Source organism: Catenulispora rubra (genome assembly GCF_015356825.1).
GTDB classification, from domain to species: Bacteria; Actinomycetota; Actinomycetes; order Streptomycetales; family Catenulisporaceae; genus Catenulispora; species Catenulispora rubra.
The window spans coordinates 24,797-42,979 of the sequence record NZ_JAACYW010000022.1 but is presented as its reverse complement, the minus strand read 5'-3'; the positions used below and the strand labels follow the sequence as shown (position 1 = coordinate 42,979).

The window sequence follows — 18,183 nt, the reverse complement described above, 5'->3', positions numbered from 1 at the left end:
TTCGGACCCGGGCACCCCCGTCCGACCCGCGACCGACCCGCGACCGGCCCGCCCCTGTTCACAACCGGCCCGCCCTATCTCCGAGGAGCTGCGACGCGATGTCCGTCTACCTTTACCGATTGGCCCGCTGGTGCTTCCGGCGACGCCGGACCGTGCTGGGTATCTGGCTCGTCGCGGTGTTCGCCACCGTGCTGATCGCGCAGGCCGGCGGCGGCAAGACCAGCAACACGTTCACCATCCCGGGCACCGAGGCCCAGCAGGTCGTCTCGGTCCTGCAGCAGAAGCTGCCGGCCGCCTCGGGCGGCTCGACCCAGGTCGTGTTCGCGGTGCGGGACGGCTCGGTCGCCGACCCGGCCGGCACCGCCGCGATCGACCAGGCCGTGGCCCAGCTGGGCAAGCTGCCGCAGGTCGCCGCGGTGACCAATCCGTTCCAGGCCAAGTCGATCTCCCCGGACGGCAAGGTCGCGCTGGCCACCGTCTCCTACGACGTCGCGGCCTCCGACGTGAAGACGAGTACCGTCGACGACCTCGATCCGGCCGTCGCCGCGGCCCGGCACGCCGGGCTCGATGTCGAGTTCAGCGGCGTCCACCCGCAGCCGGGCGCCGGCGCGAGCTCCGAGGCCGTCGGTCTGCTCGTGGCGTTGGTGGTGCTGGTCATCACCTTCGGCTCACTGCTCGCCGGCGGCCTGCCGATCGTCACGGCCCTGGTCGGCGTGCTCATCTCGATGATGGGGCTGACCGCGCTGTCCGCGGTCGTCCAGATCGCCTCGGCGTCCACGGCGGTGGCCACGATGCTCGGCATCTCCTGCGGCATCGACTACTCCCTGTTCATCCTCTCCCGCTACCGCGCGCACCTCGTCGAAGGCCACGAACCCGAAGAGGCGGCCGGACGCGCCGCCGGCACCGCGGGCAGTTCGGTGGTCTTCGCCGGTCTCAGCGTCGTGATCGCGTTGTGCGGACTGGCCGTGGTCGGCATCCCCTTCCTGACCGTGATGGGCTTCGCCGCGGCCGGAACCGTGCTCGTCGCCCTGCTGATCGCGCTGACTCTGCTGCCCGCCGCGCTCGGCTTCGTCGGCCATCGCGCCGCCCGGTTCTCCCGCCTCCCGGGTCTGCGGCGCGCGAGGAAGGCGACGACGACCTCGGTGACCGATCCGACCAAGCTCACCGGCACCCGTTACGCCGCCTGGGTCGTGCGCCATCGCTTCCCCGTGCTGATCGTCGGCGTGCTCATGCTGTCCGCTCTGGCCCTGCCCGCCTTGCGCATCGACCTCGGTGTCCCCGGCGCGAGCTCGGAGCCGACCAGCCAGACCGACCGCCGTGCCTACGACCTGACCACCGCGCACTTCGGTCCCGGCTTCAACGGGCCGCTGACCGTCCTCGCCGAGGACGTCACCAACCCCGCGCAGGCCCAGCAGGTCGCCACGAACCTCGGCCGCCAGCCCGGCGTCGCAGCCTCCAGCGTCGCGACCGTCACCGACGGCATCGCGCTGGTCACCGTCGTTCCGACGACGGGGCCCAACGACAAGGCCACCACCGACCTCGTCCACCGCATCCGCGCGGACCGCGCACAGTTCGAGGCCGGCACCGGGACGCACATCCTGATCGGCGGTGTCGCCGCCACGAACATCGACGTCTCCGGCAAGCTCGGCAGCGCGCTGCCGGTCTTCCTGATCACCATCGTCGGCCTGGCGTTCCTGCTGCTCACCTTCGCCTTCCGCACGATCCTGGTGCCGATCAAATCCATCATCGGCTTCCTGCTCTCGGCGGCGGCCGCCCTCGGCGCACAGGTGGCGGTCTTCCAGTGGGGCTGGTTCAAGAAGGTCTTCGACATCGAACCGAGCCAGACCCTCAGCTTCCTGCCGATCATCCTGCTGGCGGTGCTGTTCGGCCTGTCCAGCGACTACGAGGTCTTCGTCGTGTCGCGCATCAAGGAGCACTTCACCAAGACCGGCGACGCCCGCGAGGCCGTCGTGCACGGCGCCGGGCGCTCGGCCCGCGTGGTGGCCGCGGCGGCGCTGATCATGGCGAGCGTCTTCGCGTCGTTCATCTTCACCAACGACGCGACCACCAAGGCCATCGGGTTCAGCTTCGCCATCGGCGTCCTGCTGGACGCGTTCGTGGTCCGCCTCACGCTGGTGCCGGCGCTCATGGCCATCGCCGGCGAACGCATCTGGTACCACCCCAAGTGGTACGCCAAGCACGTCCCCGACCCGGACATCGAGGGGGAGAAGCTTGAGGAGAAGCTCGGCGGTACGGCGGCTCCGGAAACGCGCGCACGGCATGCTGCGGTCTGACCGGCTGAGCATCGACAGCCACCGCCATGCCACCGACCGATAAAGATCCGCCTCCAACCGCAACGCGCCGCGCACGCCGAGACGTCTTGCTCTGAAGGGCCGGTCGCCGACCGGCGTTCAGGGGTTCCGCGCGAGGGGGTGCGATGCCGACGCACAGGCTGGTTCTCAGCCGGCTCCGGCGACAGCTGCCGACGATGAGCGCCGTGGTCGCGCTCATCGTCATCACGACGACGCTGCTGGCGATGCTGGCGCGGTTCGTCTCCGCGGCCGGCGACACCGCGGCGCAGCAGGCGCTGACGTCGTGGCGCGCGTCCGGGCAGCTCACCGCGCAGCTGGACAGCCATCCGGATCCGACACAGCGCTCCGCGGCCCTCGCGGCGCTGGCCCAGGACACCGGCGCGCTGCCGCACCCGACCGTCAACGTGGCGCAGGTGTCGGCGTCCTACGCGCTGCCCGGCAAAACCGCCACCGGCGATCCGCCGCTGATGACGTTCTGGGCCGTGGACCGGCTGGACCAGGAGGCCGAACTGCTCGCCGGCGCCTGGCCCGCCAAGGGCGACGCGGCCGGCCCGATCCAGGTCGCCGTCCCGCGCGCCGCCGCCGATGAGCTGAAACTGGCCGTCGGCGCGCAGGTGACGGTCGTGAACCGGATCAGCGGCACCGCGGTCCATATCACCGTCGTCGGGATCTACCAGCCGCACGACACGGCCGACCACTACTGGCAGCTCGACCCGCTCGGCGGCGCCGGGGTCAGCCGCCCGCAGCGCGCTTCCAGCGGGTTCCTGCAGTACGGGCCCTTCGCGATGGACGCCGCGGCGTTCGACCGTGCCACAGCACCGGTGGCCCTGTCGACCCTGCGCGCACAGATCTCCCCCGACCCCGCCGGCATCGGCCAGGCTCGCATCCAGCGGTTCTCCGACCAGCTCAGCGCGCTGGTCAGCACCCTGAAACAGGACACCCGCCTGGGCAGCGCGACCGAAGCCTCCCTGGGCGCGCCGGCCCAGATCAGCGAGCTGCGACACTCTCTGGCCGTGGTCGCCTCCAGCGCCCTGATCCCCACTCTGATGCTCGCGCTGCTCGCGCTGTGCGCCCTGGTGATGTCGGCGAGTCTGCTGGTCGAGTACCGGGCCGGCGCCACGACGCTGATGCGCGCCCGAGGAGCCGGCGCCCCCACCATCGCCTTCCAAGCCCTGTCGGAGGCGCTGGTGTTCACCGTCCCGGCAGCGATCCTGGCTCCCCTCATCGCCCAGGCGACCGTCCCGCACCTGTTCAGCGGCACGTCAGCGGCGGGATCGCAAGCCGCGACCTGGACCGCCTCGGTGGTCACGGCCGCGCTGTGCACCGCGACCCTCGTCCTCACCGCGATACGCGGCACCAACAGCGACGTACTCCGCTCCCGCTCTCGCCGTATCGCAGGCGCGACACTGCGTCGCGGCGTCCTGGAGCTGGGATGCGTGGCCCTGGGCCTGCTCGGCTACAGCCAGCTGCGCCGCTACGGCGCCGCCGGCACCCCGGCGGCCGACGGCTCGGGCACCGGCGTCAACCTGGTCCTGGTCACCGCGCCGGCCTTCGCCCTGGCCGCCGCCGCGCTGATCGCGGTACGGATCGTGCCGCTGTTCGGCTGGCTCGGGCAGACCGCGGCCCGCCGCGGCCGCCGGTTCTCCTTTGAACTCGGCGCCTGGCGCGCCGGCCGCGGCGGCCGCATCGGCACCCCGGCCCTGCTGCTCGTCGTCGGCGTCGCGATGGCCGTGCTCAGCACGTCCTACTCCGCGTCCTGGCGGCGCGCGCAGACAGATCAGGGCACGTTCGCGGTCGGCTCGGACCTGCGGGCCTCCGGCTACAACCAGCCCGGGATCCTGGTCTCCGGGATCGGCGGCCGGCTGCCGGCCGGGGACAGCGCGATGCTGGTGAGCCGGGACGTGGACACCGTCGGCGCCACCGACACCTCGGTCACGGTGCTGGCGGTGCAGTCGGACAAGGTCGCCGGGGCCGTGAACCTGCGGCCGGACCTGTATCCCGGCGGTGTGTCAGCACTCGCCGCCAATCTGGGCGCCCAATCCGCGGCGCGTGCGCTGGCGATCCCCGGCCAGCCGACCGGGCTGGCGCTGCGGGTCAAGGCCACGATGCCGGGTCTGAGCACGATGATCTGGCCGGCCGGCTACCTTGCGGACACGCCGACGGCGACCTTGACCGTGTCGATCGTCGGCCGGCTCGGCCAGCAGGCGCAGTCCTCGGTCGCGGTGCCGGTCGACGGCCGGGAGCACGACTTGACGGTCCCGTTCGACTTCGGCTCAGGATCCGGCTTGGGTTCGGGATCCAGCTCGGGTTCCGGCTCCGGCGGCGGAACCGGTTCGGCCGGCACGCTGGCGTGGCCGCTGACCCTGACCGCGGTGAGCCTGGACGTCGCAGCGCAGGAGGCGCCGCAAGCCGTCCAGGCACTTCAAGGGGGACCGGGAGCGGCGCAGCCCACCAGCGGCGCCATCGACTCCCGCCTCCAGCTCGCCGTCGAATCGGCCCGGCCGATCGGCGCCGACGGACAGGCCGGAGCGCCGATCCCGGCCCCGGCCGCCGGGACGTGGACCTCCCTGGCCACGGCCGACCAGAGCGTCGTCGACTCCACGGTGAGCAGCGGCGGCGGCGCGTTCCTGAACCTCACCACGAGCCTGTCGACGATCAGTGCGCAGGGCACTGACACGAACGTGGTCGTCGGCTACGGCACGATCCCCGCGGCGCTGACCCCGCACCAGGTCGACAACCTGCCGCCGGTGCCGGTCGTCGCCTCGGCCGCGTTCCTGAAGGCCACCGGCCAGCACGTCGGCGACACCACGAAGATCACCGTGGCGACGCAGAGCATCACCGGCCACATCGTCGGCGAGATCGCGGCCATGCCCGGGGTGGACCACGGCGTTCCGGCGATCATGGTCGACCTCGGCCGCTGGAACGCCCAGACCGAACTGGTCACCGGCCACCAGGTGCCGGACACGACGCTGGAATGGTGGGTCCGGACCGCGCCGGGCCGAAGCGCCGCCACCGCCGCCGCACTCCGGGCCCTGGACACCCCGGCGAACGTCGTGGCCTCCGCCGACACCGTCAGAACCCTGACGACGGATCCGGCGCAGAACGGGGTCCGCTCGGCGTACCTGCTGGCCGCGGCAGCCGCCGCGGCGTTCGCGCTCATCGACTTCCTGGTCCACCTGATCGGGGCGCAGCGTGAGCGCGCCAGCCAGAACGCCGTGGTCCGCGCCTTGGGCGCGACCCGCCGCCAGATCGTGGTGGCGTCCTCGGTGGAGCTGGCGTTCCTGGTGGGAGTGGGGGTGGTCGCCGGCTGTGCGATCGGCGAGCTGCTCGCGCACCTGCTGATTCCGGCGGTCATGGTCACCCGCGACGGATCGCCCGCGGTCCCGCCGGTGGTGATCACCGATCCCTGGGTGCCGATGGCCGAACTCGCCGCCGCCGCGGTCGCCGCGCTCGGCCTGGGCGTGGCAACGGTTCTGTCGTCCAGCCGGCGCACCGCCGTCGGTTCCATGCTGCGCCTCGGGGAGGACTGACGATGGTGAAGGTGAACGTCATCGCGCGCCGAGGCGCCGCGGCGCACCGCACGACGCTGCTGCTGGTGGCGTTGCTGGTGGCGGTGACCGGCGCTGCGGTGTTCGCCGTCCCCGGCTACCTGGACGTGCATCGCACCCGGGCCCTGCACGACGCACTGGCCTCGGCCGGGGGCCAGATCCGGATCGGGGTCACCGAGACCGCGCAGCTGAACACGCAGGACCGGATCGTCGCCGGCGACGCGGCCCTGACCGAGGCCGACGCCTGGGCGGAACAGGCGCTGCCGGCGAGCCTGCACGCGGTGCTCGGCACCGCGAGGATGGTCGCCGTCAGTCCCGGACCCGGCACCATGACCACCGACTCCCACACCGCCGCCCCGCTCACCACCCTGGACCTGCCGCCCAAGTTCGGGCTGCGGCCGCCCTACGGTTCCGACGGCAAGCTGCGCACGGTCGCCGGCCTTGCCCCGCCGACGCCCCAGGACACCAGGGCGGCCGGGCCCGCCGACCAACCGGCAGACGGTTCGGCGCCGACGGTGTGGGCCTGGATCTCCCAGGCCTCGGCCCAGAAGCTGCACGTCGGTGTCGGCGACCGGCTGGTCCTGGCCGCCGAGCTGTGGGGCGTACCGATCCACGTGACCGTTGCCGGCATCTTCGCCCCGGTCGACGCGGCCGACCCGTGGTGGACCGACCCTGACACCACCGTCGCGGACGCCCTGGCCACACCCCAAGTCGACACGACGATGGTCGGGAACGAACAGCAGACGTTCTGGCGCTCGGACCTGCTGCTGGACGACGCCGGCGCACAGGTCGCGGGCGTCCACACCGGCATGGTGCTGAGCTGGGACTTCCCGCTGAAGCCGAACGCGATCGGCACCGGGAACGTGGCCGGGATCGTCAACGATCTGAACCGCGTCAAAAGCGGCGCCTATCTGCCCGCCTCGCCACGCATCACCGATCCTCAGCACCCGAGGTTCAGTGTCGACATCCTCAAAGCACCGGGAGTCAGCACACCGCTGCCGCCGATCCTGTCCGGCTACCTGACCCGCGCCGGCGCCTCCATGGTCGTCATGTCCCTCGGACTGGCGACGCTGGCAGCCGTCGCGATCGGCGTGCTGGCACTGGCGATACGGCTGCTGATCCATCGGCAGCGCGCGGATTTGGTCGTGGCCCGGGCTCGGGGCGCCTCGCTTCCGCAACTGGCGCGCGGTGTCGGCTACCAGGTCGCCACGGCCACCGCCGCGGCTGTGGCGGCGGCGTTGGCGGCGGCGTGCGCCGCAGGCTACGCGACCTTCGACGCCGGCAGCGTGCTGCTGGCCGCGGCAGTGGTGGTCGGGACGTTCGTGCTCGGCGCCGGCCAGGCCGCCGCCGCGCTGCGCGGCAGCACCGGCTCGGCGGGGTTCGTGGCTCGGCGGCTCGGCGGCCGGACGGACGCGGTGGCGCGGATCGGGCTGGAGCTGATCGTGCTGGCGCTGCTGGCCGCGCAGATCATGACGCTGCGATCGCGGGGCCTGGGTTCGGTGGGCACCGGCATCGACCCGGTCGTGGCCACCCTGCCGGTGACCGTGGCGCTGGCCGCCGGGGTGCTGCTGCTGCGGCTGGCCCCGCTGGTGCCGATCACGCTGGCGGCGGCGCTGGGATCGGGCCGCGGCGCGACCGGTTTCGTCGCGACCTCCTCGGCGCGCCGCAACGCGGTGATCGGCCCGCTGGCCGCCGTGGTGATCCTGGCGACGCTGGCCGGCTCGGTGTTCGGCGCCACCTTCACCCGTTCGCTGTCGGTGGCCCGCGACGTCGACCAATGGTCGTCGGTCGGGGCCGGCGCGCACGTGAACGACCCGTTCGCCGGCTTCGGCAGCTCCCGCATCACCGACACCGACCTGGGCCGGATCCGGGCCATGCCCGGAATCACCGCTGCGGCCGGCGGGTCCCTGGACGGCGGCGCGTCGTTCGCGGCCGGTGCGGCGGGCAGCGGCGGCGACGCGAACAGCAGCGGCGGCCAACCGGTCACCCTGGTCGGCCTGGACGTCGCCGACTACCTCGCCGTCATCAAGGGCAGCCCCCTGGACACCCCGGGCCTGCACCGCGCCCTGACAGTGCTCGAACAGGCATCGGCGGCCCGCCCGGCCACCGACTACAGGCAGAGCAACCCGGGCCACCCGCCACTGCCGGCCCTGCTGACCTCCGGCGCCGCCCCGGGAACCGACGGCGCCGTCCAGGGCACCGTGCAGTACGCGGGCATGCCGGTCACCATCGTCACCAACTCCCCGGCGCTCCCGCCGGGCATGGCGCCCAAGGGCGAGGCGGTCCTGATGGTGGACTACCAGATCCTCAAGGCACAGATCGGCTCAGCACCGGCCCGCAGCGACGCATGGGTGTCCGGCCGCGCGACGGCTCTGGCGGCGCTGAGCGGACCGGGCCTGTTCTCGGAACCCAACGACCAAATCTCAATGGAAGCCGGGCCCGCGGATGCGGCAGGCACCACCGATCTGGACCGCCTCACCGAGCGCGTGTACGCCGGAGAGACGGTGCTGGAAGCGCTGCTGTGCGCACTGGCCGTGCTGCTGACTCTGGCGGCGGGCTCGGCCGCCCGACGCCGGGCGGCGGCGTTCCTGGCCACGATGGGCTTCGGCCGTCCGCGGCTCCGGCGCATCGCAGTACTGGAGGCGCTGCCTGTGCTGTTGGTGGTAACCGTCGGCGGCCTGGCGACGGGGCTGGCGACAGTGCCGTTGCTGGCCGGATCCGTCGACCTGTCCGCACTGGCCGGCCTGAACTCGTCGCACCTGGCGGTGCACACGAACGTGGCGGTGGTGGCGGCCGCCACGATCGCGGTTCCGGGCGTGGCGCTGCTGGCGGTGTTCGCGGAGGCGGCGCTGCGCAGGCCGCTGACGGTTGTGAGCGCACTGCGATCGGGGGACTAGGGGGAGCGGCGGGCCTGTCGTGCCTGGGCGTGGGCCTGGCCACGCCGTGCAAGGATCGGTTCCGTCAGTCGGCCATCGAATGTGAGGAGCCCCGACATGGACGGGCGCGACCGGTCGCTCCTGGAGCAGGTCCAGGCGTTCGTGGAGTGGATCGCCGACGGACGCAAGCTCACCCAGACCGGGCGGCTCACCTTGGCCGACGCCCGCGTGCTCGTTCCGCTGCTGGGAACCGGCGACCGGATCGATCCGGTGATCGGCGACCAGCTGTTCCGGACCAAGTCCAGCCAGGAACTGGTCCGGCTCAACCTGCTGTTCGAGTGGTCCAAAGCCGGCGGACTCGTCCGCGTCATCAGTGGTCGGCTGGTGCCGGTGAAGAAGAACGCCAAGCTTCTGACGGACACCGATCGGCTGCGCGCGGCCCTGTTCGAGTCGTTCCCCGGGGTGTCGGCCGACGCCGTGGTGCCATCCCGATGGATCACCTCCTTGGTACTGGAGGCGTTTCCAGAGACCTGCGCGCAGCTCCGATTCCGGCTCGGTCTCGGCGACGGAACGGATCTCGGCGCACTGCAGAGCGGGGTATGGGCCGACCTCGCGTCCCGATACGTCCTGGACCACCTGACCGCCGAACAACTGGCCCGGCTTCGCGACGCCACCGACCGAGACGTCTCGCGCGTCCTCGCGCTGTGGACGGAACTCGGCGCGATCGAGCACGACGATGGTCCCTTTCGACTCACCGGCCCGGTGTTGGCCACCCTGCTCGCCGCGCATGGCGGCACAGCAGCCGGCGAAGAACTGTTCCAGCTGCGAGTCGTGCTCGAAGACACCGATCCCGTGGTGTGGCGGCGAGTGCTGGTGCCTGCGTCGATCCGACTGGACCGGTTGCACCGGGTGCTGCAAGCCGCGCTGGGCTGGACCGACTCGCACCTGCACGTGTTCACCCTCGGCGAGGCCCGCTACGGGTTGCCGGACCCCGACTTCGCGGAAGACACCATCGCCGAACACACCATCCGCCTGGCCGACATCGCAAAGTCCGGAACCGTCATCGGCTACGAATATGACTTCGGCGACGGCTGGGAGCACCGGATCCTCGTCGAAGCCACGCTGCCCCCCGAACCGGCCACGGCCTACCCCCGATGTGTCGACGGAGCCGCAGCCTGCCCGCCTGAGGACTGCGGCGGTACGTGGGGCTACCGGAACCTCCGCGAGACCTTGGCGGGCCCCGCCGCCGAGGATCACCAGGACACGCTGGACTGGCTGGGCATCGACGACGCACGACAGTTCGACGCCGCGGCCTTCGACGTGGACGCCGCCAACCGCGGGGTAGCCGCGAACTGGGTCGGTCGCAGCGCCTCCGTGGATGTCTGACGGCAGTGGGACGGTCACAGCACCACAGCACCACGGCACCACAGCGTCGGCGAGGTCGGCTCCTGGCCGCGCAGGTCGGTTGGTGCGAGTGGTGTCTGTCAGCGCTGCGGCAATACCTCGGACGGGGCTCTGGGCGGAGCGACCATCGCGACGGTCACCGCGCCGTCCGCCTCGTGAGCAGAGGGCAGGTATCCGGCGAACCTCAGCACACTGAGCACCTCCTGCTGGGGCGCGTCCAGAACCAGAACGGTGTCGGCGATACGGCGCACGCCAAGGCGGGTCAGGGCGGGCACCAGGGCCAGCTCAGCGCCCAGCCCCTCGTCCGCGGCGACGATGACGGCACGGGCGGCGATCACATCGACCAAGCCGTGGCGGCGCGCGGCGTCCTCGATGAGATAGCCCAGGGCTTGAGTCGGCTCGTCCTCGCAGAACTCCGTCAGGCCGGCGCGCAGTTCCTCGGCCGAACGGCCGGAGTCCAGCCACCGGCGAACCGAGCCGTCGGTGATACGCCAGACCGTCGCGGCGCCGCCGGCCTCGCGCTCGGCGGCTGAGTCGAAGAACGCCGCCAGCCTGGACGACGGCAACCCGGCGGCCACGACGGTCATGTCGCCCTGCAACCGGACCCGCTCAACCGGTGCCGGCATCGCCGCGGTCAACGCCGCGGCGAATTCGGCCGCGATGGCCGAGACGTCATCCTGCGGTCCGGCGAGAAGCACGCGAACGATCGGGGCAATCGTGCCGAACGCCACGGCGCCGAGCTGGCCGCCCTCGGCGAGCACGGTGGCGACGGCGGCGGTGGCTGTTTCCTTTCCCGACGGGCCTTCGCCGAAGAACTGACTCCCGCACTCGCCGCAGTCGCAGGCGATGCCGTCGGTTTGCGGCTCCATCAGCAGCGGCATTCGCCACAGCAGCGCATCGGCCAAGGAGTCCACGGCTGCGACCGCCCCGGCACCACAGGCGGTCATCAGTTCCAGAACAACCGCCCGAACGTAGTGCCCGACACCGTCGAACGCGGGGTCGGACAACACCGCATGCGGCTTTCCCGCCGCATCAGTCGTGGCCAACGGGCCCAGCACCGATGTCGGCAGCGCCAGCCACGCTCCGAGCAACACTGCGTAGCGGCGGCTGGGCTCGTCCGAGATCCACTCGTCGTATTCCGGCGTCGCCCACAGCTTGCCGTTCTGGCACGCCACCAGACCTACGCGTTCCGTGACGTGCAGCCAGAACCTGACTGCCTCTTCGTCCAGTCCACAGGCCCGCACGAGTCGTTTGACCTCACGAGCGCCCACCCCGCCGGCCTTGAGCAACGGCACCGCGTCGCTCGCGACGTGCCTGAGCAGCCGCTCGGCGCGCTCCAAGGCCGCGGTCGCCACGGCCTGAGCCTCGCGATCGACGTCCGCGACCGGCAGCTGACGTGCCACCTCCGGCAGCGGCGGTACCAGGTCGAACACCTCCCACCGCGGTCCCGGCTCGGGCAAGACACCGAACACGGCGTCGTGGATCCGCAAGGACCCGCCGCCCTCAGGTTCGGGCCAGACCAGGCAGGAGTTCGTCAAGCCGGCGAGGATCCGGTCGAACTCCTCCGCCGCCGCCGCGCGGGCCGCGACGTCCAGCTGCCCGCACAACGCCGCCCGTGCCGAGCGCGGGTCCGCCTCGACCGCACCGCCGGCCATCGACAGCATGCGAATGACCTCCATCGCCCCGACCCGGCCCGCTCCTCTCTGTACGAGATCGGTGCACCACGGCCCTCCGAACATCCCACCGGACCGGTCGTCGGCCTCCTCCGCCGAGTCGGCCAACGCCATCAGCACCTGGACGGCAGGCCGCGCCAGCCGAATCATCGCCTCGGCGACCCCATCCGGATCCAGCAGCGCCCCGGCGATCGATCCGACGTCCGCCTGCGCCTCCTGCCCGTCCGGTACATCGCCGAACAACACCTCTGCCACGTCGGGGCGGGCGGCCATCAACGCGTCGAACCCGTCCTGCGGGAGCGATGCGACGTGCTGCGCCAAAGAGCTGAAAAGGTCATGCACGGCATCATTCTTCCAGCCCAGAACACCTCTGTCGGCCAAGTTGCCCAAGAACCATCGGCCGATACGGTCGCCCATCACACCACCGAGTGAAACTCGCCGATGGTTCGGGACGACCGCTCGCACCGCAACCGACGCCTCCGCCAGTAGTGTGGGGGTGATCGGGCGGGCACCGAAGGGGCGTGTTGAGCGTGGCTGAGGCGGCGGGGAGGCCCCGGCGGAGCCGGGCCCGGCTTCCGGCGGCCCAGCGTCGGCAGCAGATCATGGCCGCGACCTGCGAGCTGATCGCCGACTGCGGCTTCTGGGGCCTGTCCATGCGGGACGTCGCCGACCGGTGTGGGCTGACCGTCCCGGGTCTTCTGCACTACGTGGGGTCCAAGGTCGGGCTGCTCGTCGCGGTCCTGGAGCACCGTGACCGCGAGGACGCCAGGTCGTTGCGCGTGCAACTCGGTGTCGACGAGGAGCATGTGCCCGACGAGTGGTCCGACGGCGGCCCCGAAGGCGTCGATCTGCGCCGGCTGTGCGAGGCGACGATGCGCAGGAACGCCGGGCAGCCCGAGATCGTACGGCTGTTCGCGGTGCTGGCGGTCGAGTCACTGAACCCCGACCATCCGGCCCACGACTACTTCGCCGCGCGCCAGGCGCGGGTGGTCTCCTCGTTCGCCGCGCTCGCCAAGGAGCTGACGGACCGCCCGGAACTGCTCGCACGCCAGATCGTGTCCATGATGGACGGCGTGCAGCTGCAATGGCTCCGCGACCCCGGGACCATCGACCTGGTCCAGGAGTGGGAAGCCGCCGCCGAGGCGCTCTTCGGTCGGCTCTGATCAGCCCCCTTACACCTCTTGCCGCAGCATCAGCTCTCGACTACCTTCCACAGCAATCGCTACCTAGTACCTGCTAGGTAATAGGTATAAGGCAGTCAGCCTCAGGAGACGAGCAATGATGCGATCCTCCGCCATGTGTCCCAACCCTCGTCGGCGATACCGGTGGCGCATGGCGCTCGCCGCGGTCGCGGTCGCAGCCGTGAGCTTGACGACGACGTCGTGGAACGCGGTCTCGGCCTCGGCTTCGGTATCGGCCGCGGCTTCGGCTTCGGTATCGACGGCGGTGCCGGCATCGGCGTCGGCATCCGGCACGATCGTCGGCCAGCAGAGTGGTCGGTGCGTCGACGCTCAGGGCGCCGGCACCGCGAACGGCACCGTGACCCAGCTCTACGACTGCAACGGCACCGTCGCGCAGCAGTGGCAGGCGCGGTCGGACGGGTCGATCCTGAACCCGAACTCCAACCGCTGTCTCGACGTGACCGGCGCCGGCACGGCGAACGGCACCCGCGTGCAGCTCTACGACTGCAACGGCACCGGTGCGCAGCGGTGGACCGTCAACACCAACGGCACCGTCACGAACGCCAACTCCGGCCGCTGTCTCGACGCGAACGGCACCGCGAACGGCTCCTACCTCCAGATCTGGGACTGCACCGGCGGGGCGAACCAGCACTGGACGGTGAACGGCAACGGCGGTGGCGGTGGCGGCGGCACCGGATTCTGGTCGCAGATCCACGCCGGCTGGAACCTCGGCAACTCCTTCGACACCAGCTGCAACGAGACCTGCTGGGGCAACCCGGCGACGACCAAGCCGATGATCGACCTGATCTCGACCAAGTTCAACTACCTGCGCGTCCCGGTGACCTGGTACCCGCACTTGACCAGCGGGGCGCCGAACTACATCGTCGACCCGAACTTCCTGGCGCGCCTCAAGCAGGTCGTGGACTGGGCGATCAGCGACAACATGTACGTCGACGTCAACATCCACCACGACGGCGGCGGCGGAAACTGGCTGGTCCCGAGCACCGGGGGCATGGCCACCACCGAACCGGAGTTCATCGCGCTGTGGCGCCAGATCGCGGGCTACTTCAACAGCGAGGGCGACCACCTGCTGTTCGAAGCGATGAACGAGCCCCAGGACGTCAACGGCGGCAACCGCTACGGCGGCGGCACGTCGGACAACTGGGGGCCGATCAACACCCTGAACCAGGACTTCGTCAACACCGTCCGCGCGGTCGGCGGCAACGACGCCACCCGCTGGCTGATCGTGGTGCCGTACGGCGCCAACGCCCAGACCGGCGCCGACAACCTCGCGGTGCCCGCCGGCGCGAACATCGCGGTGTCGCTGCACACGTACAACCCCTGGTCTTTCTGCTCCACCACCGCCCCGAATTACCTGACGTGGGACGGTTCGATGAACTATCTGCCCGACGGTGACGTCAACAACGGCTACAACCTGTTCACCAGCAGGGGTATCCCGGTGATCTGGACGGAGTTCGGCGCCACCGTGAAGCCGTACAACGGCGGCGACAACTCCGATCAGGTCGCCGCCTACGAGTCGCACATCGCCTCCTACGCGGCGCAGCACAACCAGAAGGTCGTGGTGTGGGACAACGGCTACACCGGCGTCGGCGACGACCAGTTCGGGCTGATGAACCGCAACACGGCGCAGTGGCAACGGCCGAACATCGCCAACGCGATCCAGGCCGCGGCCGGCTGAGCGCGTGCGGCACACGTCCATTCTCATGTGATTCACACGGAAATCTGATCAAAGGCGGAGTAAATCGGTGGCAGCGTCTATACAAAAGACGCACATGGGGAGTGTGACTCATGACTACCGATTTCAACTCCAGCCCTGACCAGGAGCAAGACGGAAAGCGCACTTTCGTGCCCCGTAAACGCAAAGTCGCCTTGATCGCCGGGATCGCCGTACTGGCGGTGACCGGGATCGGCGTGGGCCTGGCCGCCGCCTCCGGTTCCGGCTCTGGCTCCGGCTCGGCAGGCGGCACGTCCGCCGCCTCGTCCGGCACCACCGGTTCGTCCGCCCCGCAGGCGGGCGCCGGTGGTGCCGGGCAGGGATCCAACGCGCGCAGCACCAACGAGCCTGGCGGCACCTCGGGCACGATCAGCAGCGTGACCGGTACCGGTTTCTCCGTGAAGACGACCGTGGGCGAGACGATCACCATCGACGAGAACTCGTCCACCACCTACGCCAACGCCACCGGCGCGCTCACACCAGGCGAGGCGGTCCTCGTTCTCGGCACTGTGAACGGCACGACCATCACCGCCACCCAAGTCACCGTCGAGCCCGCGAACAGCCCCTACACAACGGCGTCGGCCGACGTCACAGCCGTGCACCAAGGCCAACAGAACACCTCGCAGTCATACGGCACGATCCCGACGGACTACACCGAAGGCCAGGGCACGATCGTCGGCTCCGACACAGCGAACCAGGCCGTACAGACCGCGCTGCAGAAGTACCCCGGCGGCATCGTCGACCGGGTCGTCCAGCTGCCGGACGGAGACTACGAGGTCCACGACATCGGTACCAACATCCACCACATCTTCGAGAACTCGAGCTTCCAGGTGATCGGGGCCAACTGACCCCGTCCACGTGCTGCCTGGCCGGTGAACGCCAACCACATCACAAGACCGATCCAAGACGGTCCCCAAGTTTGTGCAATGCTCGGGCGCGCCGCGGCCCTCCCTTCTATGACAGGACGACAACAGGTCTGCGGCAGCGAAGGAAGCGAGCATGACGGAAGCGAACCGGGCGCCGGACGCCAGGACGGTCGAAGCGGCCCGCGCCGGCGACGGCCGGGCCCTGGACGTACTGATCGGCGCGTATCTGCCCCTGGTCTACAACGTGGTCGGGCGGGCGCTGCGGCGCTCCGTCGAGGTGGACGACGTGGTCCAGGAGGTCATGTTCCAAGCCGTGCGCGACCTGCCGCAGCTGCGCGATCCCGAGGCCTTCCGCTCCTGGCTGGTGGCCATCGCGATGCGCGAGGTGCGCCGCCACGACAGCCGCCGGCGGTCGGCGCCGGACGCCGCACAGTACGAGGCGGAGGCGCTGGCCGATCCGGGGTCGGACTTCGTCGACCTCACCATCGCCACGCTGGGTCTTGCCGAGCAGCGGCTGGAAGTGGCGCAGGCCACGCGCTGGCTCGACGCCGAAGACCGGCAGCTGCTCTCCCTGTGGTGGCTGGAGACCGCCGGCCATCTGACACGGTCCGAGCTGGCGGCCGCGATGGACGTCAGCCCTGCGAAGGCCGCCGTCCTCGTGCACCGGACCAAGGCGCGGCTGGAGACGGCGCGCTCGGTGGTGCGTGCACTGGCGGCCCCGCGGCGCTGCCCGGAGTTGGCCGAGGTCTGCGCGCGCTGGGACGGCCGGCCCGAAGGTCTGTGGCGCAAGCGCATCGCACGCCACGTGCGCGAGTGCCCGTCCTGCGGAGTGCTCCAGCAGGACCTGGTTCCCGCCGAGTTCCTGTTGGTGGGCTTGGCGTTGGTGCCGGTCGCGGTGGGACTGCGGGTCACGGTGACGGCGCTGACGATGAAGGGCGTGGGCTCCGGAGCCAGCTCTGCTCTCGGTCGGGGCGCCGCGGGTCGCGCCACGAGCCGTACCGTGCGCCAGGCGGCCGGGCGCGGTCATCGCATCGTGCACTGGACAGCCCTGCCCGCCGCCGGCAAGGCGACGGTCGCAGGATTCGTGGCGCTCGCCGTCGTGGCCGGGGGAGCGGGCATCCGGTACGCGACTGCGTCCCCGGCGCGCGCCGCGGACAGTCTCGGCACGAACGCCACCACGGCTCCGCCGACACCGGGGTCGTCCGCACCGGCGACCTCCGCCGCGAGTCCGTCGGCGAGCCCGTCCGCGTCCCCGTCCACTCACACCACGACGCCGAAGCCGACGCAGCCGAGCTCGATCCCGTCCTCTGCCTCGGCTCCCTCGACGATCGTCAACACCGCGCTCCCGGTGCGCGCGGCCTTCTACTACCCCTGGTATCCCGAGAACTTCGCCAACAACGGCAGCCACTACACCCCCTCCGCCGGCGACTACAGCGTGGACCAGGCGTCGACCGTCGACCGGCAGATCCAGGACATGCAGTACGGCGGGCTCCAGGCCGGGATCATCTCGTGGTGGGGTCAGGGGCGCCGCGAGGACAAGCGGACGCCGCTGCTGATGGCCGAGGCGGCGAAGCTCGGCTTCTCCTGGTCGGCGTACTACGAGCAGGAGGCCTACGGCGACCCCTCGTCCGCCCAGATCGCCGACGACCTGGTCTATCTGCGCAAGTACTCCGACCAGAAGGCGTGGCTGCACGTCAACGGCCTGCCGGTCATCTTCGTCTACGCCGACGGCTCGGACGGCTGCGGCATGGCCTCGCGCTGGGCCCAGGCGAACGCCACCGCGCACTACTACGTGGTCCTCAAGGTCTTCGGCGGCTACCGCCAGTGTGCCGACCAGCCTCAAGGCTGGCACCAGTACGTGGACGACCTCGACGTCCAGAACGGGTACTCGGCCGTGACCTCACCCGGGTTCTGGAAGTACGACACGCAGACGCCGGCCGTGCCGCGCGATCCGGCGCGGTTCAAGCAGGACGTGACCACGGTCGCCCGCTCCAAGGACCCGTTCCAGCTGATCATCTCCTACAACGAGTGGGGCGAGGGCACCGCCGCCGAGTCGGCCACCGCCTGGGCCAGCCCCAGCGGTCACGGGGTCTACATGGACATCCTGCATCAGGTGTTCGGCCAGTACCCGCGGTGAGGCGCGGCGCGTCGGCGGCACCGCGGGTGGTCGACGCCTGGACACCTAGACGCCTGGACGCCGTACGATCGCAATTCTGTCATCGTTTTAGTGCGGTGAATTACTTTGACGCATCGTTAGTTGTGCAGTGGTGAGCCTGCGTCAGATAAGTTTCCATGCATCCGGCGTTCGGAATGCGTTCAACCGATCAAACGCAAGGTTGCGTAAGACGTGCAAGCGGTTGGTGATTCTGTCGCGCCTGCGCGTACATAATACCTGCTCAAGAGCCTGAAAGAGGCGGCAAAGAGTCGATGCCCTTCGAGTTCTTGAATAATCCTTTGCCGAATGATTGAAGATTAATTCCCGGAAACCCTCGACGCACATGTGAGGGCGCGGTAAAACTCATGAGACACCTTTCCGCTCGCCCCCCACCAGGCCGGGAGTGCCCCCTCGCGGCGCGTTCCGGCCTGCC

The 18,183-nt window shown here is 70.6% G+C and carries 9 protein-coding genes; 8 read left to right on the top strand and 1 reads right to left on the bottom strand.

Translation table 11 applies throughout. From position 1 onward, the window contains the following. The first annotated feature begins 98 nt into the window (after positions 1 to 98). The 4 genes from GWK61_RS09150 to GWK61_RS09135 all read left to right on the top strand — a co-directional run bounded on the left by GWK61_RS09150 (position 99) and on the right by GWK61_RS09135 (position 10,122). Positions 99 to 2,294, top strand: coding sequence for an MMPL family transporter (locus GWK61_RS09150; RefSeq protein ID WP_194907049.1), 2,196 nt, complete (start codon positions 99 to 101; stop codon positions 2,292 to 2,294). Between the two features lie 143 nt (positions 2,295 to 2,437). Then, positions 2,438 to 5,842: an FtsX-like permease family protein gene (locus tag GWK61_RS09145; RefSeq protein ID WP_194907048.1), complete on the top strand. Its 3,405-nt coding sequence runs from the start codon at positions 2,438 to 2,440 to the stop codon at positions 5,840 to 5,842. A 2-nt stretch (positions 5,843 to 5,844) separates the two neighbouring features. Then, positions 5,845 to 8,757, top strand: coding sequence for an FtsX-like permease family protein (locus GWK61_RS09140; RefSeq protein ID WP_194907046.1), 2,913 nt, complete (start codon positions 5,845 to 5,847; stop codon positions 8,755 to 8,757). Between the two features lie 96 nt (positions 8,758 to 8,853). Beyond that, positions 8,854 to 10,122 (top strand): plasmid pRiA4b ORF-3 family protein, encoded by a 1,269-nt coding sequence (locus GWK61_RS09135; protein WP_194907044.1) that lies wholly within the window; start codon positions 8,854 to 8,856, stop codon positions 10,120 to 10,122. Positions 10,123 to 10,220: 98 nt separating this feature from the next. On the opposite strand, the gene GWK61_RS59405 is transcribed toward GWK61_RS09135, so the two are convergent. Continuing rightward, positions 10,221 to 12,155 carry a helicase-associated domain-containing protein gene (locus tag GWK61_RS59405; protein WP_194907042.1) on the bottom strand — a complete coding sequence of 645 codons (1,935 nt, stop codon included), beginning with the start codon at positions 12,153 to 12,155 and terminating at the stop codon, positions 10,221 to 10,223. Positions 12,156 to 12,343: 188 nt separating this feature from the next. Between GWK61_RS59405 and GWK61_RS09125 the strand changes: the two genes are divergently transcribed. From GWK61_RS09125 to GWK61_RS09110, 4 genes are all read left to right on the top strand, one after another. Further along, positions 12,344 to 12,976, top strand: a complete 633-nt coding sequence (locus GWK61_RS09125) for a TetR/AcrR family transcriptional regulator (RefSeq protein WP_323747470.1) — start codon at positions 12,344 to 12,346, stop codon at positions 12,974 to 12,976. A 169-nt stretch (positions 12,977 to 13,145) separates the two neighbouring features. Further along, on the top strand, positions 13,146 to 14,693 hold the full coding sequence (locus tag GWK61_RS09120) for a cellulase family glycosylhydrolase (RefSeq protein ID WP_194907040.1): 1,548 nt from the start codon (positions 13,146 to 13,148) through the stop codon (positions 14,691 to 14,693). A gap of 110 nt (positions 14,694 to 14,803) precedes the next feature. Continuing rightward, entirely contained in the window at positions 14,804 to 15,577 is a 774-nt protein-coding gene (locus GWK61_RS09115) for a hypothetical protein (protein WP_194907038.1), read from the top strand. Between the two features lie 151 nt (positions 15,578 to 15,728). Further along, on the top strand, positions 15,729 to 17,732 hold the full coding sequence (locus GWK61_RS09110) for a sigma-70 family RNA polymerase sigma factor (RefSeq protein ID WP_194907036.1): 2,004 nt from the start codon (positions 15,729 to 15,731) through the stop codon (positions 17,730 to 17,732). The last annotated feature ends 451 nt before the right edge of the window (positions 17,733 to 18,183 follow it).